The sequence below is a fragment of the Pseudomonas sp. genome, assembly GCF_050739935.1.
Classification (GTDB): domain Bacteria; phylum Pseudomonadota; class Gammaproteobacteria; order Pseudomonadales; family Pseudomonadaceae; genus Aquipseudomonas.
In genome coordinates this window covers 25,998-48,505 of the sequence record NZ_JBOICF010000121.1, presented here as the reverse complement: position 1 = coordinate 48,505, position 22,508 = coordinate 25,998, and the positions used below count along the sequence as shown (strand labels likewise).

Annotated in this window: 18 protein-coding genes; 5 read left to right on the top strand and 13 right to left on the bottom strand. The window is 59.4% G+C overall.

The genetic code is table 11. The annotated features are described in order from the left end of the window. Nucleotides 1–84 precede the first annotated feature (84 nt). Nucleotides 85–1,227, bottom strand: coding sequence for a hypothetical protein (locus ACRER8_RS24295; RefSeq protein WP_431748719.1), 1,143 nt, complete (start codon nucleotides 1,225–1,227; stop codon nucleotides 85–87). A 445-nt stretch (nucleotides 1,228–1,672) separates the two neighbouring features. Here ACRER8_RS24295 and ACRER8_RS24290 point away from each other — a divergent pair, with 445 nt between their 5' ends. Together ACRER8_RS24290 and ACRER8_RS24285 are read left to right on the top strand one after the other, a co-directional pair. Further along, complete coding sequence (locus tag ACRER8_RS24290; protein WP_431748718.1) at nucleotides 1,673–3,604, top strand: RecQ family ATP-dependent DNA helicase; 1,932 nt, start codon at nucleotides 1,673–1,675, stop codon at nucleotides 3,602–3,604. Nucleotides 3,605–3,772: 168 nt separating this feature from the next. Beyond that, entirely contained in the window at nucleotides 3,773–4,201 is a 429-nt protein-coding gene (locus tag ACRER8_RS24285) for an acyl-CoA thioesterase (protein ID WP_431748717.1), read from the top strand. Nucleotides 4,202–4,262: 61 nt separating this feature from the next. Here the strand turns inward: ACRER8_RS24285 and ACRER8_RS24280 are convergent, their stop codons facing one another. The 5 genes from ACRER8_RS24280 to yrfG form a co-directional block, all read right to left on the bottom strand. Next, entirely contained in the window at nucleotides 4,263–4,730 is a 468-nt protein-coding gene (locus ACRER8_RS24280; protein WP_431748716.1) for a glycine zipper domain-containing protein, read from the bottom strand. 331 nt (nucleotides 4,731–5,061) lie between these two features. Further along, on the bottom strand, nucleotides 5,062–7,392 hold the full coding sequence (locus ACRER8_RS24275) for an FdhF/YdeP family oxidoreductase (RefSeq protein ID WP_431748727.1): 2,331 nt from the start codon (nucleotides 7,390–7,392) through the stop codon (nucleotides 5,062–5,064). 2 nt (nucleotides 7,393–7,394) lie between these two features. Next, nucleotides 7,395–8,234, bottom strand: coding sequence for a formate dehydrogenase accessory sulfurtransferase FdhD (fdhD, locus tag ACRER8_RS24270; protein ID WP_431748715.1), 840 nt, complete (start codon nucleotides 8,232–8,234; stop codon nucleotides 7,395–7,397). A 95-nt stretch (nucleotides 8,235–8,329) separates the two neighbouring features. Then, nucleotides 8,330–9,217, bottom strand: coding sequence for a LysR family transcriptional regulator (locus tag ACRER8_RS24265; protein ID WP_431748714.1), 888 nt, complete (start codon nucleotides 9,215–9,217; stop codon nucleotides 8,330–8,332). A 251-nt stretch (nucleotides 9,218–9,468) separates the two neighbouring features. Next, nucleotides 9,469–10,131, bottom strand: a complete 663-nt coding sequence (gene yrfG, locus ACRER8_RS24260; RefSeq protein WP_431748713.1) for a GMP/IMP nucleotidase — start codon at nucleotides 10,129–10,131, stop codon at nucleotides 9,469–9,471. A 99-nt stretch (nucleotides 10,132–10,230) separates the two neighbouring features. Here yrfG and nudE point away from each other — a divergent pair, with 99 nt between their 5' ends. Together nudE and cysQ are read left to right on the top strand one after the other, a co-directional pair. Continuing rightward, nucleotides 10,231–10,797 (top strand): ADP compounds hydrolase NudE, encoded by a 567-nt coding sequence (gene nudE / locus ACRER8_RS24255; RefSeq protein ID WP_431748712.1) that lies wholly within the window; start codon nucleotides 10,231–10,233, stop codon nucleotides 10,795–10,797. Further along, nucleotides 10,794–11,636 carry a 3'(2'),5'-bisphosphate nucleotidase CysQ gene (cysQ, locus tag ACRER8_RS24250; protein WP_431748711.1) on the top strand — a complete coding sequence of 281 codons (843 nt, stop codon included), beginning with the start codon at nucleotides 10,794–10,796 and terminating at the stop codon, nucleotides 11,634–11,636. Before nudE ends, cysQ begins: the two co-directional genes overlap by 4 nt. A gap of 162 nt (nucleotides 11,637–11,798) precedes the next feature. Here the strand turns inward: cysQ and ACRER8_RS24245 are convergent, their stop codons facing one another. The 7 genes from ACRER8_RS24245 to rfbB form a co-directional block, all read right to left on the bottom strand. Then, nucleotides 11,799–12,260, bottom strand: coding sequence for a thioesterase domain-containing protein (locus tag ACRER8_RS24245; RefSeq protein WP_431748710.1), 462 nt, complete (start codon nucleotides 12,258–12,260; stop codon nucleotides 11,799–11,801). A gap of 219 nt (nucleotides 12,261–12,479) precedes the next feature. Beyond that, the gene (locus tag ACRER8_RS24240) at nucleotides 12,480–13,859 is read right to left on the bottom strand and encodes a sigma-54-dependent transcriptional regulator (RefSeq protein ID WP_431748709.1); all 1,380 of its coding nucleotides are present in this window, start codon (nucleotides 13,857–13,859) and stop codon (nucleotides 12,480–12,482) included. Continuing rightward, complete coding sequence (locus ACRER8_RS24235) at nucleotides 13,856–15,670, bottom strand: sensor histidine kinase (protein WP_431748726.1); 1,815 nt, start codon at nucleotides 15,668–15,670, stop codon at nucleotides 13,856–13,858. The genes ACRER8_RS24240 and ACRER8_RS24235 overlap by 4 nt, the downstream gene beginning before the upstream one ends. A gap of 171 nt (nucleotides 15,671–15,841) precedes the next feature. Next, on the bottom strand, nucleotides 15,842–16,723 hold the full coding sequence (gene rfbD / locus ACRER8_RS24230) for a dTDP-4-dehydrorhamnose reductase (protein WP_431748708.1): 882 nt from the start codon (nucleotides 16,721–16,723) through the stop codon (nucleotides 15,842–15,844). Continuing rightward, on the bottom strand, nucleotides 16,720–17,265 hold the full coding sequence (rfbC, locus tag ACRER8_RS24225) for a dTDP-4-dehydrorhamnose 3,5-epimerase (RefSeq protein WP_431748707.1): 546 nt from the start codon (nucleotides 17,263–17,265) through the stop codon (nucleotides 16,720–16,722). The genes rfbD and rfbC overlap by 4 nt, the downstream gene beginning before the upstream one ends. Beyond that, nucleotides 17,262–18,137 (bottom strand): glucose-1-phosphate thymidylyltransferase RfbA, encoded by an 876-nt coding sequence (gene rfbA / locus ACRER8_RS24220; protein WP_431748706.1) that lies wholly within the window; start codon nucleotides 18,135–18,137, stop codon nucleotides 17,262–17,264. Before rfbA ends, rfbC begins: the two co-directional genes overlap by 4 nt. Next, a complete protein-coding gene (gene rfbB / locus ACRER8_RS24215) occupies nucleotides 18,134–19,213 on the bottom strand; it encodes a dTDP-glucose 4,6-dehydratase (RefSeq protein ID WP_431748705.1) in 1,080 nt (359 codons plus the stop codon). Before rfbB ends, rfbA begins: the two co-directional genes overlap by 4 nt. 279 nt (nucleotides 19,214–19,492) lie before the next feature. Here rfbB and ACRER8_RS24210 point away from each other — a divergent pair, with 279 nt between their 5' ends. Further along, entirely contained in the window at nucleotides 19,493–22,411 is a 2,919-nt protein-coding gene (locus tag ACRER8_RS24210) for an aminotransferase (protein WP_431748704.1), read from the top strand. Nucleotides 22,412–22,508 lie beyond the last annotated feature (97 nt).

The window sequence follows — 22,508 nt, the reverse complement described above, 5'->3', positions numbered from 1 at the left end:
TTGGATATTCAGGATGATTTGTTCAGTCGGGGGTTCCAGTCAATATACTGCTCGTTTGTCAGTGTTATCCGAAACGTTGCGTCCTCAAGAAATGGGTTTATGGAAATTGGACGTTGGCGCCATCGGCGCGGCCAAGGCTGCATTGGGTAGAAAGACTGTACCGTTCACAGCAGAAAATTTAACGCCCTTGTCAGCCCAGGATACCCAGCGTTCGCCTGCATCGTGTTCGGTAATAGCGGTATAAGACTTTTTGCGCATATTGATAAATTCGCTTTCGTGACGCGCAATTGTTTTCAGATATTCGTCTATTTTTGCGGGAGTTAGTTTAAGCGTTTTATCCAGTGGCGCACCCCAACGCGTCAAACATTGTTCCGCGTAGTGACGAATGATGAGCCCCGGTTCTGGAAAGGCATGTTTACCGTTGTTGCCATCGATAGACGCGTTTCCAACTAACGTCGCATGGCGACCTGCCATTGGATATATGTGCATCTTTGTGCCGGGCGCCGTGCGCGGTATTACGCAGGCGAAGCCTTTGGAGCGCTCATCACGCGCATAGAAACCGACGTACTGTTTGACGTTCGGGCCGAGCGTAACGCGGTGGGTCTGAAAGTTTAATGCCCCCGGAACAGGATCGATTGCGAAGATGTTCACACTGATGTGCTTCAGTTGCGGATCCGCTTGCATCGCGTTTGCCAGCATGTGACAGCTGACGCCACCCCGGCTCCAGCCCACCAGATTCACCTGTTTCGGGATCGGCTGACCCTTTCCATCCTTCTTGCGGAAGAGGTGAATGATCTTTTCCTGAAGCTGCTGAGGCGTGACTTTACGCTCGCCATAATTGTAAGTCCGCCACAGCCACGAGCCGGTGCGGTCGAGATCTTCTACCGGAATATTGGCTTTCTTCAGCCGCTCGTACTCCTGTTTTGTCAGGGTTTTACGCTGCCAGTCCGCTTTCCCTTTGATGATATTGACCGCATGAGAGACGTTCTCCTCCCAGCCCTTGCCGAACAGTGTGCCGGTAAAACCGTAACCACCAGGAGCGGTGAACAATTCATCGGCCTGTAAGTTGCCGCTGCCGGGGCCATCGATAATGATCCAGTCGGCAAACTCCCGATTGGTCATCTGCGAAGCCAGCTTGGAAACAAGTTCACCATCCCAATAACTTTTATTGAATGGGTCAAAACGGTTGGAGCCGGTGCCACAAAAGAATACGGTAAAAACACTCATTGCTTAATACCTTTTGGTTGATTGGAAACCAAAAGGTAAAACGCCTTCTGCGAATTGGCAAAAGCGTGTTTGTTGCGCGATATGTAGTTTATTGGTTTTAAGCTGTAACCGATATTTCAATAATTAACGCCACGCCTCAATGCTCAGAAGCTGTTTCAAGGCGTGTAAGTTGAGCGGCCGCCCAATACTATTGTTAGGCCATCTGGTCGCTGGCTATTCTGAACTAGGCGCGGCAGATTGTCGGCAATTAGGGTTCAGGCGCAACTTAGATGACGTAATGTATCGGTGAGGTTAAAGGTATCCATGTGGTTTTGCCGGCAGTGCGTATTGATGCTCCGGCAGAGATGTATCCTGTCTGGCATTTCTGTAACGGTTTAGGTGTACTGCGCCTGAACCCAACGCGTTAAGGTCAGCACCTTCGCGACGGTCCATGGAGTGGCTGCACATGCATCAAACCCTTGAGCAGGTCTTCGGTTATCAGCAGTTTCGCCACGGCCAGGAGGCCGCCATCAGCGCGGTGTTGGCGGGACGCTCCGCAGCGGCGATTTTCCCGACGGGGTCCGGCAAGTCGCTGTGTTATCAGCTTCCAGCGCTGCTGCTGCCGCACCTGACACTAGTGGTTTCGCCATTGCTGGCGCTGATTCAGGATCAGTTGGCGTTTTTGCAGCGTCACGGCATTGCGGCAGCGAGCATCGATTCGGCACAGAGCCGCCAGGATGTCGCCGATGTGATGGCTCGTGCACGCTCCGGCGAGCTGAAGATCTTGATGATTTCAGTAGAGCGCCTGAAAAACGAGCGCTTCCGGCACTTCATCTCCCAAGTGCCGATTTCATTGCTGGTAGTGGACGAAGCGCATTGCATCTCAGAGTGGGGCCATAACTTCCGCCCCGACTACCTCAAGCTTCCTGACTATCAGCGCGAATTCAATATCCCCCAGACGCTGCTGCTGACCGCGACCGCCACACCACAGGTCATTGCCGATATGCAGAGCAAGTTCGCAATTGCGCCCGACGATGTGGTGACCACTGGCTTTTACCGGCCCAATCTCACCCTGGTGGTCGAACCCACACCGGGTCGCGACAAGCGCCGTAGCCTGGTGCAGTGGCTGGGCGAGCGCGCCGGGCAGCCGAGCATCGTGTACGTCACGCTGCAAAAGACCGCCGAGTTCGTGGCAGCTCATCTGGCGCAGAGCGGCATCCCGGCTCAGGCCTATCACGCCGGCTTACCCCACGATAAGCGCGAATCGATACAGCGGCAGTTCATGGATGGACGCTTGAACTGCATTGTTGCCACCATTGCCTTCGGCATGGGTATCGACAAGAGCGATATTCGGAATGTCGTGCACTTGGACTTGCCCAAGTCCATCGAGAATTACAGCCAGGAGATCGGCCGGGCAGGGCGCGATGGTGCCGTTTCTGAGTGCCTTGTGTTGGCCAACCGTGACAGCCTCAACGTGCTGGAGAATTTCGTCTATGGCGATACGCCTGAGCGCGAGGGCATTCGCCGGGTGCTGGATGACCTGCTTGGAGCGCGCGACGAGGGCCAATGGGAGTTTTTGCTGTTGCCGCTTTCGGACATGAGCAACATCCGCCAGTTGCCGCTCAAGACGCTGTTGGTGCAGCTGGAGCTGCGCGGAATCATCGCGCCGCGTTATTCGTATTTTGCCGAGTATCGCTTCAAGTATTTGATCGAACCGCAGGAGCTACTCCAGCATTTTCAGGGCGAGCGGCAGCAGTTCGTACAAGCGTTGATTGAGACTTCGCATCGCGCCCGGACTTGGGCGACGGTGAATTTCGACGCGATGTATCAGCAATATCAGGCTGAACGTGCACGGGTGGTGACAGCGCTGGATTTCTTTCAGGAAAAGGGCTGGATCGAGCTTGAGAGCAAGCAGATGACCGAGGTGTATAGCCTGTTGACGACCGACTTCGATGTACAGGCCTTGAGCGGAGAACTCCATGATTATTTCGTGCATCACGAGAGGACAGAAGTGGCGCGCATCCATGCGATGCTGGATCTGTTCGCCAGCGAAGAGTGCCTGAGCCATCGGCTGGCGCGCTATTTTGGTGAGGACCGTGCGCCTGAACGTTGTGGGCACTGCTCGGTGTGCGCCGGTCGTGTGGCGATCCTGCCTGAACCGCCCGCGCTGACACCCTTGGATCAACAGGATTTCGAGAGTTTGTGTAGCGAGTTCGTCGGCAAATATCTGCAAATGCGGGGGCATGATCCGAGCGCCGAATGTCTGACTCGATTTCTCTGCGGCATCAGCGTGCCGTTGTTCACCAAACTTAAAGCCCGGGCGATTCGCGGGTTTGCGGCGCTGGAGGATTATCCTTATGCGGTGGTGCGCGATTGGGTGCAGGGACAGATAGGTTAACGTTGCCGAGCGCGGAACTGTGAGAGTGGGCTTGTCACGAAAGCGGACTTTCAGACACCGAAAAACCAGTTGAGCGAGCTGGCCTTTTCGTGAGCAAGCTCACTCCCACAGGTGCAGAAGCGTTCCTTGAAATTGTCAGATCAGGGTCATCTCCAACGAGGATCAAGAATGAGCGAAACCCCACAACGCGCCGACTATCGCCACTTCCAACCGATCACCACACGGTGGCATGACAACGATATTTACGGCCACGTTAACAACGTCACCTACTACAGTTTTTTCGACAGCGCTGTGAACAGCTATCTGATCGAGCACGGCGGCCTGGATATTCATGATGGCGAGGTGGTGGGTTTTGTCGTCAGCTCGTCGTGCGACTACTTCGCATCGATTGCTTACCCGGACCTGATCGAGATCGGCCTGCGGGTCGGCAAGCTGGGCAATAGCTCAGTGCAGTATGAGTTGGCGGTATTCAAGGCAGGGGAAGCCGAGGCGTGTGCGGCGGGGCGCTTCGTGCATGTGTTCGTCGATCGGGCGTCGAACCAGCCGGTGCCGATCCCTGCGCAGTTACGCCATGCGATGGAGCGATTGCTGGCCTGAAATGACAACCGGCCGCGTTGTCGGCGGCCGGTCTGGACGCTTGCTATTAATGCGCGGACTATCAGCGATGGCGCCAGCCGCGATGGCGGCCATGATCGTAATGACGCTTACCGTGACCGTGGTAATCACGGCGGTCGCCACGATAGCTGCGGCGGTTGTCGTCACGACGACTCTCTTCGCCCATGTAATTACCCAACGCACCACCGGCGCCACCGCCCGCAGCTGCGCCAATCAGGCTGCCGGTGCTGCCACCGACGGAGCGACCAATCACGTTACCGCCCGCTGCGCCAAGGCCACCGCCGATAGCGGCTTCAGTACGATTGTGGCGGTTAGCGCCGACTGCGCCACCGGCCGCGCCGCCCAGACCTGCGCCGATGGCCGAACCGGTGCTGCCACCGATTTGCTGACCAACAGCCGAACCCAATACCCCACCCAATGCGCCGCCCACACCAGCCGTCACGTTATCGCCTGCTGAGGCAAAACCGGTGGCCAGGGAGAGGGACAACAGCAGAATCGAGGAATACTTCATGTATGGATGCTCGTAGGGATGACGCCGCGATCCTGCAATCATGAAGAAAATGTCACAATCGAAATCCGACGAATAGCACGACTTGTATACAAAACGCTAACTTATTGTTTTTGATCGGGAACTTAAGTCAGAGCGGTGAGTCCTAGATTACTTAACACAGGCTCGAATCATGCGATTCGGGCTTTTTTTGTGAGTGAAATTTGACCTCAGCCTGCAAACGAACGTGGGAGCGGATTCGTCCGCGAAGGCAGTTCACGGACGACGTATGTCTATCGTCCATGGCGGCCTCTCGCGAATAAATTCGCTCCCACAGTTGGCGCGGCGTTGTCGATTAGATAATCCGCGCCACTTCGCTATGCCGCTCCAGCTTGATCGCCACGAACTTGGAGGTCGGTGTATGGCTGCCATCGCCGACGCTTTCCAGTGGCACCAGCGGGTTGACCTCCGGATAGTAAGCCGCTGCCTGACCGGCCGGGATATCGAACGGCAGGAGCGTGAAGCCCTTGACCCGACGCACGATGTCATCGCCCCAGATTGACACGATGTCGGCCTTCTGACCCGGCACGAAGCCCAGGCGCACGATGTCGGCTTCGTTGAGGAACATCACGTCACGCTGCCCCTTCACCCCGCGATAACGGTCGTCCAGGCCATAGATCGTGGTGTTGTACTGATCGTGGGAGCGCATCGATTGCATGATCAGGTCCGGCAGAATGCCTGTCTTGCGAACGCTTTCATGAACCAGATCCTGTGGCAACAGATTCGATTTGAAGTTGGCGCGCGCGCTTGGCGTATTCCATTTGCGTGAACCTGCAGTGCTGCCCAGGTAGAAGCCGCCCGGATTCTTGATCTTCTCGTTGAAGTCTCTGAACGCCGGAATGGTGTCGGCGATCAGGTCGCGAATGCGGCTGTAATCTTCCACCAGCCACAGCCAGTCCACAGGCTGCTTGCCCACGGTGGCGTTGGCGATGCCTGCCAGAATTGCAGGTTCGGAGCGCATATGACGCGACAGAGGTTTCAGCTGGCCGTTGGAGGCGTGAACCATACTGAACGAGTCTTCCACGGTCACCGCTTGCGGGCCTTCGGCCTGGATGTCGATGTCGGTGCGACCGAAGCACGGCAGGATCAGCGCTTCCTTGCCATGGGCCAGGTGGCTGCGATTGAGCTTGGTGCTGATCTGCACGGTCAGGTCGCAGTTGCTCAGCGCTTCGAAGGTGCGCGGGCTGTCCGGCGTCGCTTGGGCGAAATTGCCGCCCAGACCGATGAAGACTTTCGAGCGGCCTTCAAGCATCGCGTGAATTGCTTCGACTACGTTATGCCCGTTTTCACGCGGCACCTTGAACTGGAAGCGTTTTTCCAACGCATCGAGAAAGAACGCCGGTGGACGCTCGTTGATGCCCATGGTGCGGTCGCCCTGCACGTTACTGTGGCCGCGTACCGGGCACAGCCCCGCGCCCGGCTTGCCGATGTTGCCGCGCAGCAGCATCAGGTTGGCGACTTCCTGAATGGTCGGCACCGAATGGCGATGCTGGGTGATGCCCATCGCCCAGCACATGATCACGTTCTTGCCTTTGGCGTACATCCGCGCAGCGCGCTCGATGTCGATCAGCGGCAGGCCGGATTGCTCGACGATGAACTCCCAGGAGGTGTCCTCGACCACTGCCAGATAATCCAGCACGCCGTGGGTGTGCTCGTTGAGGAAGGCGTGGTCAAACACCGCCGGTTCGCCTTTGGCCTGGGCTTCGCGTTCCCATTGCAGCAGGAATTTGGCCATGCCACGCAGTAGCGCCATATCGCCGCCCAGCGCCGGACGGAAGTAGGCCGTGTTGGTCGGCTCGGAACCGTTGCTGAGCATCTCGATCGGGTGCTGCGGGTGCTGGAAACGTTCCAACCCGCGTTCCTTGAGCGGGTTGACGCAGACCACCTGAGCACCGCGCTTTACGGCCTCACGCAGCGGTTCAAGCATGCGTGGGTGGTTGGTGCCGGGGTTCTGACCGAGTACGAAAATCGCGTCGGCATGTTCGAAGTCGTCGAAGGTCACGGTGCCTTTACCGACGCCCACGCTTTGCGACAGCGCGACACCGCTGGCTTCGTGGCACATGTTCGAGCAGTCGGGAAAGTTATTGGTGCCGTAAGCGCGCACGAACAGCTGATACAGATACGCCGCTTCGTTGCTGGCCCGGCCGGAGGTATAGAACTCGGCCATGTTCGGGCTTGGCAGGTTGTTCAGGTGCTTGGCGATCAGGGCGAAGGCGTCGTCCCAGGCAATCGGCTTGTAACGATCGGATTCGGCGTCATAGACCATTGGCTCGGTCAGACGGCCCTGATATTCCAGCCAGTAGTCACTCTGCTCCAGCAGCGAGCTGACGCTGTAGCGGGCGAAAAAGGACGGATCGACGCGGCGCTTGGTGGCTTCCCAGTTGACCGCCTTGGCGCCGTTCTCACAGAACTTGACCATGCCGCTTTCCGGCGAGTCGCCCCAGGCGCAGCCCGGGCAGTCGAAGCCGCCATTCTGGTTGGTCTTGAGCATGGTGCGAATATTTTTCAGCGCATTGTCACTGGTCAGCCAGAAATGGGCCACGCTGATCAACGCACCCCATCCACCGGCCGGGCCTTTATAAGGCTTGTAGCGAGGGGTTGAGACCTTGTCCGCTTCTTTATGCATGCTCACGCTTTATTCTCCAACGCAGGACTGTAAACCCGCGGCGCACTGTGTTTTGGCAGATGAATGAGGTTGAGATTGTGTCGACGCGCCCATTGCAGCGCCAAGCCGGTGGGCGAGGACAGGCTGATGAGGGTTTGAATCCCGGCACGCAGGACTTTCTGAATCAGTTCGAGGCTGCAGCGACTGGTGACGATCGCCAGACCGCCAATAGTCGGAATGTTCTGGCGAATCAGAGCGCCGATCAGCTTGTCGAGGGCGTTGTGCCGGCCAATGTCTTCGCGGCCCAGCAGCAACCGGCCCCGATCGTCCATGAACATCGCCGCATGAACAGCACCGCAGTGCTGGCCCAGCGGCTGAAATGCTTCCAGACGTTCGCGCAGGCCCTTGAGCCATTCGGCCGGCGGTAGCGGGGCACCAGGCAGCACGTTCAGTTCGGGTAGCGCCTGTTCCACCGCCTCTACGCCGCACAGCCCGCAGCCACTGGTGCCGGCCAACTGCCGACGTTGAGTCTTGAGGTTCCAGAACGCACGGCTGGCAATTTCCACTTCGGCGGTTTGCGCAGAGCCGCAACCACCGAGCTTGATGTCGTAAATCTCGTCCGGGGACTCGATGATGCCGCTGCCGATGCTGAATCCGACGATAAAGTCTTCCAGGTCAGTGGGCGTTACCAACATCACGGCCTGGCTGATGCCGTTGTAGGCAATGGCCAACGCCACCTCTTCGGCGAGCACATTAGGCTCGCAGGTATCGTGCTCGAGATTCGAGTAGCTGTAGGACTGGCTTGCGGCAGGCGCGGGCAGTGGTTTTGCGGGCGCCGTGCTCTCCGTGCGCTTGGCATGCATCGGGACGTACCGGCAGAGTTTCAGAACCCTAAGCCTAGGCCCCAAGTTGGATAACGTCTAATTGCTAGTACTGATGTCGTGATAGATGACGTCGATCAAGATGGCTCGATCATTTTCTGATACAGCGCAAAGCATGCCTCGGCCAGCGCCGAACGTGGCGCCGAGCGACGCATGATGAGTCCCAGCCGGGCGAGCGTTTGCGCATGTTCAATGGGTTGCAGGCGCAGGTGCTCGGTCAAGGTTTCGAGCCCGCCGTCCAGCGGCATGATCGCGCAACAGAAACCACCGTGAACCGCTTGCAGTAGCTGATGCACTGCGTCGGTCTGAATAAGCGGCTGAGGCTCAAGACCGCGACTGTGAAAGTTATGATCGATGGACTGACGGAAGTGCATGCCGCTGGTGAGCATGCCCAGCGGCAATTCCACCAGGCTCTCCCAACTGAGCGGTTCATCACCAAAGCTGAAATGGCGCTGGTCGTACATCAGGCCCATGCGGGTTTCGGCCAGTTCCAGCGAGTCGAAACGGTCGCTGTCCAGTCGCTCCAGGTACGACACGCCAAGGTCCAGCCGATTGCTCGCCAGTTGGTCGAGGATCTGCTCGGAGCTGAGAGAAGAAAGCTCAAAGCGCATGTTCGGATGAACGCTGTGCAAACGTTGCAGCAGCGCCAGCGGATCGAAATTCGACAACGGCACCACGCCCAGCCGCAACGTACCGACCAGATGCCCGCGACAGGCGGCTGCTTCGGCCTGCAAACCGTCGTAGGCCGCCAATACCGTGCGCGCCCAGGCCAACACGCGCTCGCCGGGAGCGGTGAAGCCTTCGAAGCGCTGGCCGCGATTGACCAGCGGCAGATCCAGTTCCTCTTCCAGACTGCGCAGACGCATGGACAGTGTCGGTTGAGTGATATGGCATCGCGCAGCTGCCTGCCCGAAATGACGGGTTTCGTCGAGGGCAATCAGGAATTTCAGCTGTTTGATGTCCATGTTTACTCCAAGGCGCAAGGCAGGCCCGAGGGATTCTAACGCGGCAGGATGTCGCATGGGGGATGATCCGGGCTTGATCACCGGTGTCGCTGGTCATGCGGTTCCCCTGTGGGAGCGAATTCATTCGCGAAAAATAGATCGGGCGATGCGGATGTACTGACCGAACTGCCCTCTCGCGAATATATTCGTTCCCACAGGTTTTGCGTCTCCGGTCAGCTCAGACAGCTGTGGCGGCATGGCTTGTGGCGTGGTCACAACCCTTGGATCAGCACCTGGTAATCCTCGACCGCTTCGAACTCTTCCGTATCCTTAGGTCCTTTGCGGCTGTCCGGCTCGCGCACGGCCAGCAAGTGCCTGATCCCGTAGCGCCCGGCGCTACGCAGGATAGGCAAGGTATCGTCGATGAACAGGCTGCGCGCCGGATCGAACTCGATGTCGGCATGCAGCGCGTCCCAGAACTGCGGGTTTTCCTTGGGATATCCGTAATCGTGGGAGCTGATCAGCCGTTCGAAGTACGGCGCCAGTTGCATACGCTCCATCTTCAGCGACAGCGAGTCGCGGTGGGCATTGGTGATCATGATCACACGCTTGCCAGCCTGTTTTATCGCTGCCAGAAACGTCTCGGCATCAGGGCGCAGCGCAATCAGATGGGCAATCTCAACCTTCAGGTCTTTCACCGACAACTTCAGTTCAGTGCTCCAGAAATCGGTGCAGTACCAATTCAACGTGCCGGCATTCTTTTCGAAGAGCGGCATCAGTTCCATCTGTGCCATTGCCAGGCTCACCCCGTGTACCTCGGCATAGCGTTTGGGCAAGTGCTCCAGCCAGAAGTGATTGTCGAAGTGCAGATCAAGCAGCGTTCCGTCCATGTCCAACAGGACGGTATCGATATCGCGCCAGGGCAAAGAAGGCATACAGATCTCTCGGCGTTGAATAAGTCGCTGTGATTTTTTCAGACACAGACAATCAGAAAAGCCACGGTATAGTACTCCGTCTACGCCAAGGAGCTTGTCATGCGCCAGAAACCCACTGTACTCGCTCGTGAAATCGTCGCGAGCAGCCGTCTGTTCCGAGTCGAAGAAGTGCAATTGCGCTTTTCCAATGGCGTCGAGCGTGTTTATGAGCGTCTGGTCGGACGCGGCACCGGATACGGCGCGGTCATGATCGTGGCGATGCTCGACGACGAACATGCGGTATTGGTGGAGGAATATTGCGGCGGCACCGACGAGTACGAGCTGTCCTTGCCCAAGGGCCTGATCGAGCCGGGCGAAGACGTGTTGGCGGCGGCGAATCGTGAGCTTAAGGAAGAGGCCGGTTATGGCGCGCGGCAGTTGGAACATCTCACCGAGCTGTCGTTGTCGCCGGGTTACATGAGCCAGAAAATCCAGGTGGTGCTGGCCACAGATCTGTATGAGGAGCGCCTGTTGGGCGACGAGCCTGAGCCGATGGGTGTGGACAAGATCAACCTGCGCGAGCTTGCAAGCCTGGCGCAACACCCGCAGTTTTCCGAAGGCCGCGCATTGGCCGCGCTGTATCTGGCCCGTGATCTGCTGACCCAGCGTGGAGCGTTTCAGCCATGACCGATGCATTCGCCCAATTGCCACACCCGTTGCTGGCGCCGGTGATCGACCTCTGCCGTCGCGCCGGAGAAGCCATCTTGCCGTTCTGGCGTTCGGGCGTCGAAGTGACGGCCAAATCCGATAACTCGCCGGTCACGGCTGCCGATCTTGCGGCCCATGAATTGCTGGTGGCGGGCCTGACGGCGCTGGACCCGAGCATTCACATCCTGTCGGAAGAAGACGCCGACATCCCGCTGAGCGAGCGCAGCCAGTGGCAGCGCTGGTGGCTCGTCGATCCGCTGGATGGCACCAAGGAATTCATCTCCGGCAGCGAAGAATTCACTGTCAACGTCGCGCTGATCGAGAACGGGCGCGTGGTGTTTGGCGTGGTGTCGATGCCGACCAATGATCGCTGCTACTTCGGTGGCGCGGGACTGGGCGCGTGGCGCAGTGACGATGCTCATCACATCGAACCGATCAAGGTGCGTAACAAGTCCACAGAAGGCGAGTCGTTTACCGTGGTTGCCAGCCGCCGCCATTCAAGCCCGGAACAGGAGAAGCTGCTGGCCGGATTATCCACCGTGGTGGGAGAGTTGAAGCTGATCAATATCGGCAGTTCGCTGAAGTTTTGTCTGTTGGCGGAAGGTTCGGCCGATTGCTATCCGCGTCTGGCGCCGACCTCGCAATGGGACACTGCCGCTGCCCAGGGTGTGCTGGAAGGCGCGGGCGGCGCGGTGTTGGATCTGGCGGGCGAGACGTTCGATTACCCGGCGAGAGAGTCGTTGCTCAATGGGTTTTTCCTGGCGTTGCCGGCAGAGGCGTCGTGGCGCGGGGCGTTGATCGAGTTGGCGAAGGGATGATCGCGTAGCTCAACTGAACACTGAACTGTAGGGGTCGGCTTGCTGGCGAAACCCGGAGTGTCAGCCATTTCATGCGGCACAGACATATCGCATTCGCCAGCAAGCCGGCTCCTACAGGGTTATGCGTTGATGCCGAAGACAGTGGCGCAAGCAGGCCTGCGTTCAACGATGCAATACGTACTGTCCGACAAACTCCACCGCCGAACCCGCCGAACCCGCGGCCACGATTCGCGTGTTCAACGCCAACCTCGCACGACCACGACGCTCATACGTTTTCACGAACCTGTCCCAGGTCGCTTCATCCGGCGCATCGCAGATCGCCACGCCGTCGCGTTTCACCGGTAAGGGATAGCTGATCTGGCCTTCCTGAATGACGATATGCCCATCGTCGATCCCGGCTTCCTTCAACCGCAGATACAACCATCCCCAGCCCGCCAGCACTGCGCCGCAATACAGGCTGCCGCCGAACAGCGTGCTCTTATGATTGATGTTCTGTGCCAGAGGAAGATGCAGGCGCAGTTGGTGGTTTTCCCAACTGATGACCTTCATGCCCATGTCGCGGGTCAGGGGGATGTCCTGATGCAGGACGTTTTCCAGTTGTTGGGCAATAGATTCCTGACTCATCTCATTCTTCCTGCAAATGACCTTCTGTAGCAGTTCGGCTTGCCGGCGGTGGCGTCTTTGAAATCGCCGCCGCCTGCAAGCCGTGATGCTGCAAGCTTGAGAGCACCCTACCTTGTCATAGCTGACGCAAAAACGCTGTAGCAGTCCGGCTTGCTGGCGGTGAGGTCTTTGGAATCGCCACTGGCTGCTAGCCGTGCTGCTACGGGGGATGGGGCCGGATCAGTCGTTGTCATCGGAGCCGCCGCCGCTGAAGTTCAGGCCATGTTTGCGCAGTTTGTCGTGCAGGGTTTTGCGCGGTACGCCCAAGGATTCGGCGAGGCTGCGAACCGAACTGTGGGGGCGGGTCAGTTCGGCGGCGATCAGGGCGCGTTCGAAAGCCTCGACCTGTTCACTCAGGCCGCCTGTCGCAGCTGGCGTGTTTTGCTGCGTGGCGCCTTCCAGTTCAAGTTCCAGCCCAAGCGCGAAGCGTTCGGCGGCGTTCTGCAGCTCGCGCACGTTACCCGGCCAGCTGTGCCGCAATAGCATCGCCCGGTGTCCCGGCTGCAGCTCATGGCGCGGCAGACCATGGCGCAGGCTGGCGGCGTCGGCAAAATGCTGGAACAGCACCAGCGCGTCTTCACCTCGCTCGCGCAGGGGCGGAATCCGTAACGGCGCCACGTTCAGACGGTAATACAGGTCGGCGCGGAAACGGCCCTGATCAGCCGCATGGCGCAAGTCCTCCTTGGTCGCGGCGACGATGCGGATATCCAGCGGGATCTGCTGATTGCCGCCCAAGCGCTCGACTACCCGCTCCTGCAAAAGACGCAGCAATTTGACCTGCACATCCATGCTCATGCTCTCGATCTCGTCGAGAAACAGCGTGCCGCCGTTGGCGAATTCGAACTTGCCGATGCGCCGCTTTTGCGCGCCAGTAAAAGCGCCAGGTTCGTGACCGAACAGCTCGCTTTCGACCACCGATTCAGCCAGCGCTCCGGCGTTGATTGCGACGAACGGGCCGTTGCGGCGGCTGGACAGGTCATGCAGCGCACGGGCGACGACTTCCTTACCGGCGCCGGTTTCGCCCAGGATCAACACATCGGCCTTGGTCGCTGCCAGTGCGCCGATCTGATCGCGTAAGCGCTGAATCGGCGTAGAAAGGCCCACCAGCCGCGCACTCAATTGCTGGCGATCGCTCAGTTCCAACCGCAGGCTGCGGTTGTCCAGCACCAGTCGGCGCAGGGCAAGTGCGCGGCGCACGCTGTCGAGCAGGGCATCGCTGGCGAAAGGTTTTTCAAGAAAGTCGTAAGCCCCGGCCCGCATCGCCTGCACGGCGAGCGGGACATCGCCGTGGCCGGTGATCAGCAACACCGGCAGATCCGAGTCTTGAGCATGAAGCTGGTTCAGCAACTCAAGGCCATCGATGCCGGGCATGCGGATATCGCTGACGATCACGCCGGGCCAGTCGCGCTCAAGTCGCGCTTTCAGGCCGGTGGCATCGCTCAGCGGCAGGATTTTCAAGCCAGCGAGGTCCAGCGTCTGGCTCAAGGCCTGACGCAGATGCGGGTCGTCGTCGATCAGCACAACCTGAATTCGGCTGTCGATGGCGGTATCCGTGCTCATTCAGATAGATCCTCCGGCGTTTGAAGACTGACCCCTGAAGCCCCGGCGCGCATGCGCAATGTCAGCAGGGCGCCACCCTCGGGGTGATTGGCGAACAGCAGCTCACCGCCCAGGGCGCGCATCAGGGTATCGCAGATCGCAAGGCCAAGCCCCAAGCCCTGAGTGCTGGTCTTGGTGGTGAAGAACGGCTCGCGTGCATGTTCCAGCGCCTCGCGGGAAAAGCCCGGGCCGTTGTCGCGAATGTACAGGTTGACGCCCTCGGCGCTGTGCTCGGCACTGATCCACAATTTGCGCGGCGGGCCTTTCTCGGTCAACGCATCCAGTGCGTTCGCCAATAGATTGCCCAGCACCTGACGCAGACGGGTTTCACCGGCCTGCACCCAGAGTGTTGCGTCCGGCAGGTCGCGAATCAATTCGACATCCATGGCTCGGCGACGCTTGGCGAGCAGCGCGAGGGCATCGTCCAGCGCCGGTTGCAGGGCCACGCTTTCCGGGGCGTGTCGATCGCGGCGGGCAAAGGCGCGCAGATGAGCAATGATCGAAGCCATGCGACCGGTCAGTTCACTGATCAGCTTGAGATTGCCGCGAGCGTCGTCAGTACGTTGATGGTCGAGCAGGACTTCGGCGTTTTCCGCGTAACTGCGAATCGCCGCCAGCGGCTGATTGAGTTCGTGGCTGATGCTCGCGGACATGGTGCCCAGCGCCGAAAGCTTGCCCGCCTGAACCAGTTCGTCCTGCGCGCGGAACAGCTCTTGTTGCGCATGTTCGCGCTCCAGCACTTCCTGGCGCAGGCGTCGGTTCAGGCCTTCCAGGTCGCTGGTACGCTCGACCACGCGCACTTCGAGTTCGCGGCGCGCCTTGCCCTCGAAGTTGATGCGATCCAAGTAGTGCCGACGTCGCTGCATCATGATCCCCAGCAGCAACATGAGCACTAGCAACGTCGCGCCACCAATCGCCACGACCGTGCGAACAGGGCGCGAAACCAGCGCCTTGGGCGCCAGGATGTTCACGCTCCAACCGGTTTCGTCAATTTGCTGGGTCTGCGTCAGCCAGCCGTTTTCATCCAGTTGCAAGGGGCGTGGATCGCGAGTCGGATAGGGCTGGATGGCGACGATCGCCTGTTTTTCCTGCTCGCTCAGCGGTCGGGTCGCGCGGAAGCGCCAACTGGGATTGGAGGTCAGGATCACGACACCGTTATGGTCGGTGACCAGCAGTTGTTCCGGCGTCTTGCCCCACAGGGTTTCGGTCAGGTCCAAGTCGACCTTGACCACCAGCACACCGATCACGATGTTGCCATCGTGCACGGCGGCGGCGAAGAAGTAGCCACGTTTGCCCGAGGTTGTACCCAGGCCGAAAAAACGCCCCAGCTTGCCCGCCATGGCGTTGCTGAAATAGGGCCGAAAGGCGAAGTTGCGGTCGACGAAACTGTCCGGTTTGTCCCAATTGGACGCAGCCAGCGTATCGCCGTTGGGGGCCATCAGGTAGATGACTTCGGCGCCGGTCTGCTGCGCCGTGTTCATCAGCAGCAGGTTGGCCTGTTCCCTGGTTTGCCGATCTTGTGGATTGGCCAACGCGGCGCGCAATCCTGGCAGATCACCGAGGATCTGCGGCAGCACTTCGTAACGGTGCAAGGTGCCGAGCAGGTTGGCGACATAGAGATCCAGAGTCTGGCGGTTCTGGCTCAGCAACTCGTTGCGATAGTAATGCTCGGCCAGACGCTCGAGCGGCCACAACAGGGGCGCCAGAATCAAGGCCAGCAGCGCGAGGCTGCGCCAGCGAGGGCGGCGTGGGAGGGAGGAATTGCTGGTCATCATATGGCGTACGCCGCTGGTTGCTTTGCTGCCTGCACCGACGTCTCGCGGATGAATCCGCTCCCACAGGAGCTCCACGTGCTTTCTGTGGGAGCGGATTCATCCGCGAACGAGCGCGTAGCGGTCGCATTGGGTACATGCGGTGTAGGCACGGTATGGACCGCATTATGCCTACCGCTGCTGCGCTAAGCACTCCAGCATTGCGTCATGCCAATCCGGCTGGCTCACGCCCCATTCGTGTTGCAGGCGGCTACAGTCCAGACGCGAATTGAGCGGGCGTGTCGCAGGCGTGGGATACGCGCTTGAAGGGATTGGCTCAAGGGTCGCGCAGGGCTTGCCGGCTTTGATCAATTCCTGACCAATGGCCTGGGCAAAACCGAACCACGAGGTCTTGCCGCTGGCTGTTAAGTGATACACGCCCCAGGCCCCAGGCTGATCGTCACGCCAACGCTCGATCAGCGCGCGAGTGCTTTGCGCGATAGTGCCCGCCCATGTCGGCGCGCCGATCTGATCGGCGACGATGGTGAGCTTTTCACGCTCCTGCAGCAGACGCTGCATGGTCAGCAGAAAGTTGCGTCCGGTCAGGGAATACACCCAACTGGTACGCAGGATCAGATATTTTCCGCCCGCTGCCGCGATGGCCTGCTCGCCCGCCAGTTTGCTGCTGCCATACACACCGAGAGGATTTGGCGTATCCGCCTCATTCCACGCATCGGGTTTGCTGCCATCGAACACGTAGTCGGTGGAGTAGTGAATGAACGGAATACCCAGCGCGGCTGCTTCTTCGGCAAAAACGCCGGGGGAGATGGCATTGATGGCGAATGCCAGATCCGCTTCGCTTTCAGCCTGATCCACCGCCGTATGCGCGGCGGCGTTGATGATCAGGTCCGGTTTGACGCCGCGCACAACCTCGCGAATCGACTCAGGCCGGCTCAGGTCCAACTGCTCGCGACCCAGCACGATCAACTCGCCCAGATCCTTGAGGCTTTGCTGCAACGCCTGCGAGACCTGGCCGTGTTGCCCGCTGATGAGAATCCGCAGCGGCGCACTCATGGGAACAGGTCCGCTTCTTCGAGTCTCTTGCCGACCTTGTCCTTGGCTGACAGCTGAGGTTCTTCATCCAGCTTCCAGTCGATGGCAAGCGTGCGATCGTCCCAACGAATGCAGCGCTCGGCGGACGGCGTGTAGTAGTCGGTGGTCTTGTACAGAAACTCGGCGTAGTCGCTGAGCACCACGAAGCCATGAGCGAAACCGGGTGGAATCCACAGCTGCTTGGCGTTTTCGGCGGACAGCTCAAGGCCGAACCATTTGCCGAAGTGCTCAGAGCTGCGACGGATGTCGACCGCGATGTCCAGCACCTTGCCGGCTGTGACGCGCACCAGTTTGCCCTGGGGGTTTTCGATCTGGTAATGCAGACCGCGCAGCACGCCCTTCTGCGAGCGCGAATGGTTGTCCTGCACGAACTGCGCGTTTACCCCGGTTGCGTCGGCGAAGGCTTTGGCATTGAAGCTCTCATAGAAGAACCCGCGCTCATCGCCGAACACTTTGGGTTCAATGATGAGCACCTCGGGCAACTCGCTTGCTATGACGTTCACTGACTTTCCCCTGCGACCTTGAACAGGTACTGACCGTAACCTGTCTTGCCGAAGTAGTCAGCCCGTTGCAGCAGGTGAACCCGATCGATCCAGCCATTCTGGAAGGCGATTTCTTCTAGGCAGGCGACCTTCAGACCCTGGCGATGCTCAATGGTCTGCACGTATTGCGAAGCATCGAGCAGGCTGTCGTGGGTTCCGGTATCGAGCCAGGCGAAGCCCCGGCCGAATCGCTCCACGCGCAGGTCGCCGCGCTTGAGATAGGCATTGTTCACGTCGGTGATTTCCAGCTCGCCCCGGGGCGACGGCTTCACGTCCTTGGCGATCTGAATCACTTCGTTATCGTAGAAGTACAGCCCGGTCACTGCGTAGCTGGATTTCGGTGCCTTGGGCTTTTCCTCGATGGATAGCGCGTGGCCGCTCTCGTCGAAGTCGATCACACCAAAACGTTCCGGGTCTTTCACCCAGTAGCCGAACACGGTTGCGCCAGATGCCTGATCGGCGGCGCGCCTGAGCTGATCGCTGAAGTGCTGACCGTGGAAGATGTTGTCGCCCAGGATCAGGCACACCGGATCATCGCCGATGAATTGTTCGCCAATCAGGAACGCCTGTGCCAGGCCGTCCGGCTTGGGTTGTTCGGCGTAATGGAAGTGAACCCCGAACTGGCTTCCGTCGCCGAGCAGGGCCCGGTATTGCGGCAGGTCCAGCGGCGTGGAAATGATCAGGATTTCCTTGATGCCCGCCAGCATCAGCACCGAGATCGAATAATAGATCATCGGTTTGTCGTAGATCGGCAGCAGTTGTTTGGAGACACCGAGCGTGATCGGGTGAAGGCGTGTGCCCGAGCCGCCTGCCAGTACAATTCCTTTAGTCATGCGATCAGATCCTTCACGTTGGTGCCCAAGCGTTCACCCTGGTAGCTGCCGTCCTGCACGTTGCGGCACCACTCCAGGTTGTCCAGATACCACTGCACGGTTTTGCGCAGCCCGGATTCGAAGGTTTCTTCCGGCTTCCAGCCAAGCTCGCGCTCGATCTTGCTGGCGTCGATGGCGTACCGCATGTCGTGGCCAGGGCGGTCGGTCACGTAGGTGATCAAGTCCGCATAATTGGCCACGCCTTTGCGTTGCTCTGGAGCCAGTTCTTCGAGCAGCGCGCAAATGCCACGCACCACGTCGATGTTCTTCTGCTCATTGTGGCCGCCGATGTTGTAGGTTTCGCCGACCTCGCCTTCGGTCACCACCTTGAGCAGCGCCCGGGCGTGATCCTCGACGAACAGCCAGTCCCGCACTTGCAGGCCGTTGCCATACACCGGCAGTTTTTTACCCGCCAGCGCATTGAGGATCACCAGCGGGATGAGTTTTTCCGGAAAGTGGAATGGTCCGTAGTTGTTCGAGCAGTTGGTCACTACCACCGGCAGGCCGTAGGTGCGCTGCCAGGCGCGGACCAGATGGTCCGATGCGGCCTTGCTTGCCGAGTAGGGCGAGCTTGGAGCATAAGGCGTGGTCTCGGTGAATAGGTCATCGACGCCGTGCAGGTCGCCATACACTTCATCGGTGGAGATGTGGTGGAAGCGAAACGCCGCACGCTCGGCCTCCGGCAGGGTCAGCCAATAGCCGCGAGTGGCTTCCAGCAGGCTGTAGGTGCCGACGATGTTGGTCTGGATGAATTCCGACGGGCCATCGATCGAGCGGTCGACGTGGGACTCTGCCGCCAGGTGCATGATCGCCTCAGGTTTGAAGCGCGCCAGCACCTTGCTGACCTCGGCCTGATTGACGATGTCTTGTTGCACGAACTCGTAGCGGGTGTTGGTCACAATGCTCTGCAGCGATTCAAGGTTGCCTGCGTACGTCAATTTGTCGAAATTCAGTACGTCGTGGTCGGTGTTGTTGATCAAATGGCGGATCAGCGCAGAGCCAATGAATCCGGCGCCACCGGTGACAAGTATTCGCATAGCTAAGCCTTCTTCCCTGGATGGACGTCAAGATAACGAAGCATAGCTTGTGGGCCGGCGAGGCCGGGCGCAAGGCACAAACCGCTCGAAGGCCATGAAATTAATTGATTGCCTGACCCGTAGAGCGTCATAAAAATGCCGTGAGTGTTTCATTCGCTTAACGGCTACGCTATCTATTGATCGCCAATGTGTTTCTTTAAATCCACACGGCCGGGGGTTGCTTGTGCACATCTCAAGTGGCGATATTGCTCGTCCACCCTTGCCTTCGGGGCCATGCACATGCCGCTTGCCACTCTGATTCGTCGCTCCAGCCTGCCTTGCCCGGAGATCACTGCTGACCAGGCCGCCGAACTGCTGTCGGCGTATTACGGATTGACGGGCATGTTGAAAGAGCTGGGCAGCCATCAGGATCGCAACTTCCTGCTGGATACCGGTGACGGACGGCGTTTCGTATTGAAGATCTGCCATGGCGATTATTCGACCGCGGAACTGGCAGCCCAGCATGCGGCGTTGCGGCATCTGGGCGCTCAGTCCGATGTGCGTGTGCCGAGCGTGTTGCTCGCCGCCAACGGGCAGGACCTGCTGTCCGTCGAGGTGGCGGGCCATGCAGTGCATGTGCGGCTGCTGGAGTTCATCGACGGCCAGTCGCTGGCGCATGTCGAGCACCTGAGCCGTCAGGTGGTGACCGGTTTGGCCGAGCTTTGTGCCAGAGTCGATGTGGCCCTGGCAGGTTTCGAGCATCCGGGTCTGGAGCGCATTCTGCAATGGGACCCGCGTCATGCCAGCGCGTTGATCAAGCATCTGCTCCCTGTCATCGAAAGCGCTGAAGAGCGCGCCTGCATTGCCGAGGCCGCCGAACAGGCCCACGCGCGTTTGCTGCCGCTGATTGCAGCGTTGCCGGTGCAGGCGATCCACATGGATATCACCGAGTACAACGTGATGTGGCAGCGCGATGCTCATCATCTATGGCGACTGCAAGGGCTGATCGATTTTGGCGATCTGGTGCGCACTTGGCGTATTGCCGATCTCTCGGTGACCTGTGCTGCGTTGCTGCATCATGCCGAGGGCGACCCGCTTTACATCCTTCCGGCCATCGAGGCCTATCACCGGATCAATCCGTTGCAACCCGAAGAATTGAAGGCGCTGTGGCCATTGATCGTCGCGCGCTCGGCGGTGTTGGTGCTCAGCAGCGAACAGCAGGCGAGCATCGAGCCAGGCAACACTTATATTCAGGCCAATCTCGACAGCGAGTGGAACATCTTCGACGTAGCGACTTCGGTGCCGATGGCGCTGATGGAGGCCGCGATTCTGAATGCCGTGGGACAACTCGAACAACAGCACAGTGACGAGTCATTTTCGCCACTGCTGCCGAGTCTTGGCGGGCAGGCGTTCACGACAGTCGATCTGGGCGTGCTCAGCGAACACTTCGCCGCCGGTAACTGGGAGCGAAGCGGCATTGACGAGCTGCTGCTCAAAGAGACAGCGCACACTCATGGGCTGGCGGCCAGCCGCTATGGCGAATACCGGCTGTCGAGGACGCTCCCCGACAGCGCTCGCGAGCCGGACACCTTTGCCTTGCACGTCGAATTGCTCATCCCGCATGGAACGGCGGTGCATGCGCCATTCCACGGCACGCTGCGTCACACCGCCGACGGTGCCTTGATGCTGGTGGGCGCCCGGTCGAACCTGCGCCTGTGGGGCGTACGCTCGGATTTCGATTCCGGGGTCGAATTTGGTGCCAGTGATGTGATCGGGCAGGGCGGCGGTTCGCTGATCGTGCAGCTGTGTTCCGAGCGTAACGTGAGCCCGCCATTGTTTACGACGCCTTCACGGGCGGCGGCCTGGCGGACGCTGTGTCGCTCGCCCAAGGCGCTGCTGGGTTTTGACTGCGATGCGCCGCTGTTGGCCGATTCCGCAGAGTTGCTGGCCCGTCGCGAGGCCAGTTTCGCGCGCTCGCAAAAGCACTATTATCAGGCGCCGCCACAGATCGAACGTGGCTGGCGCAACCATCTGATCGACATGCAGGGCCGTTCCTATCTGGACATGCTCAACAACGTAGCCGTGCTCGGTCACGGTCACCCGCGCATGGCTCGAGTGGCCGCGCGGCAATGGTCGTTGCTCAACACCAACTCGCGCTTTCATTACGCATCGATTGCCGAGTTTTCCGAACGCTTGCTCAAACTTTCTCCCGCCGGGATGGACCGGGTTTTTCTGGTCAACAGTGGCACCGAGGCGAATGATCTGGCGATTCGTCTGGCCTGGGCCTACAGCGGCGGGCGTGATGTCTTGAGTGTGCTTGAGGCGTATCACGGCTGGTCCGTGGCCACCGATGCGATCTCGACGTCCATCGCCGATAACCCTCAAGCGCTCAGCACCCGGCCCGACTGGGTGCATCCGGTGGTCGCGCCCAATACCTATCGCGGCGAGGCACGGGGCGCGGACAGCACGCCGTTCTACCTGAAGAGCGTCGATGCGCATCTTGCCCGACTGACTGAACAAGGACGTCAGTTGGCGGGTTTCATCTGCGAGCCGGTGTATGGCAATGCGGGCGGGATCTCGCTGCCGCCTGGTTATCTGCAAGAGGTGTATCAGAAGGTCCGTGCGCTGGGAGGCGTTTGCGTCGCCGATGAAATTCAGGTCGGATACGGCCGTTTGGGCCATTACTTCTGGGGTTTCGAGGAACAGGGCGTGGTGCCGGACATCATCACCATGGCCAAAGGCATGGGCAACGGTCATCCCTTGGGCGCGGTCATCACTCGCCGGGAAATCGCCGAGGCGCTGGAGGCTGAGGGGTATTTCTTTTCCTCGGCGGGCGGCAGTCCCGTGAGCTGCCAGATTGGACTGGCCGTGCTGGATGTCATGGAGGAAGAACATCTGTGGGAAAACGCCAAGCTCATCGGCGGCTATTTCAAGGAACGGTTGCTCGCGCTGATCAATGAACATCCCCTGGTCGGCGCAGCCCATGGTTCAGGGTTCTATCTGGGGCTGGAGCTGGTGCGCAACCGCCAGACGCTGGAGCCTGCCACCGAAGAAACCACCTACCTGTGTGATCGCCTGCGTGAACTGGGCATCTTCATGCAACCTACCGGGGATTATCTGAACATCCTCAAGATCAAACCACCGATGGTGACCACTCGCAGCAGTGTCGATTTCTTTGTCGACAGCGTTTCCAGGGTGTTGAGTGAACTTGAAAGCTGAAATTTTCTCTGTCTGTACGAACCCTTTGCGCGTGAGCTTGCTGACGAAATCAAACTGCATCCAATAGATTTCCAGTGCTCATGCCCGCGCTTTCGCC

Excerpts from the sequence above, each read along its gene's own strand:
- yrfG (WP_431748713.1), bottom strand. The coding sequence starts at position 10,131 with ATGCCTTCTTTGCCCTGGCGCGATATCGATACCGTCCTGTTGGACATG.
- ACRER8_RS24210 (WP_431748704.1), top strand. The coding sequence starts at position 19,493 with ATGCCGCTTGCCACTCTGATTCGTCGCTCCAGCCTGCCTTGCCCGGAG.
- ACRER8_RS24285 (WP_431748717.1), top strand. The coding sequence starts at position 3,773 with ATGAGCGAAACCCCACAACGCGCCGACTATCGCCACTTCCAACCGATC.
- ACRER8_RS24280 (WP_431748716.1), bottom strand. The coding sequence starts at position 4,730 with ATGAAGTATTCCTCGATTCTGCTGTTGTCCCTCTCCCTGGCCACCGGT.
- ACRER8_RS24235 (WP_431748726.1), bottom strand. The coding sequence starts at position 15,670 with ATGACCAGCAATTCCTCCCTCCCACGCCGCCCTCGCTGGCGCAGCCTC.
- cysQ (WP_431748711.1), top strand. The coding sequence starts at position 10,794 with ATGACCGATGCATTCGCCCAATTGCCACACCCGTTGCTGGCGCCGGTG.
- ACRER8_RS24240 (WP_431748709.1), bottom strand. The coding sequence starts at position 13,859 with ATGAGCACGGATACCGCCATCGACAGCCGAATTCAGGTTGTGCTGATC.
- ACRER8_RS24245 (WP_431748710.1), bottom strand. The coding sequence starts at position 12,260 with ATGAGTCAGGAATCTATTGCCCAACAACTGGAAAACGTCCTGCATCAG.
- ACRER8_RS24265 (WP_431748714.1), bottom strand. The coding sequence starts at position 9,217 with ATGGACATCAAACAGCTGAAATTCCTGATTGCCCTCGACGAAACCCGT.
- ACRER8_RS24275 (WP_431748727.1), bottom strand. The coding sequence starts at position 7,392 with ATGCATAAAGAAGCGGACAAGGTCTCAACCCCTCGCTACAAGCCTTAT.
- nudE (WP_431748712.1), top strand. The coding sequence starts at position 10,231 with ATGCGCCAGAAACCCACTGTACTCGCTCGTGAAATCGTCGCGAGCAGC.
- ACRER8_RS24290 (WP_431748718.1), top strand. The coding sequence starts at position 1,673 with ATGCATCAAACCCTTGAGCAGGTCTTCGGTTATCAGCAGTTTCGCCAC.
- rfbD (WP_431748708.1), bottom strand. The coding sequence starts at position 16,723 with ATGAGTGCGCCGCTGCGGATTCTCATCAGCGGGCAACACGGCCAGGTC.
- fdhD (WP_431748715.1), bottom strand. The coding sequence starts at position 8,234 with ATGCATGCCAAGCGCACGGAGAGCACGGCGCCCGCAAAACCACTGCCC.
- rfbB (WP_431748705.1), bottom strand. The coding sequence starts at position 19,213 with ATGCGAATACTTGTCACCGGTGGCGCCGGATTCATTGGCTCTGCGCTG.
- ACRER8_RS24295 (WP_431748719.1), bottom strand. The coding sequence starts at position 1,227 with ATGAGTGTTTTTACCGTATTCTTTTGTGGCACCGGCTCCAACCGTTTT.
- rfbA (WP_431748706.1), bottom strand. The coding sequence starts at position 18,137 with ATGACTAAAGGAATTGTACTGGCAGGCGGCTCGGGCACACGCCTTCAC.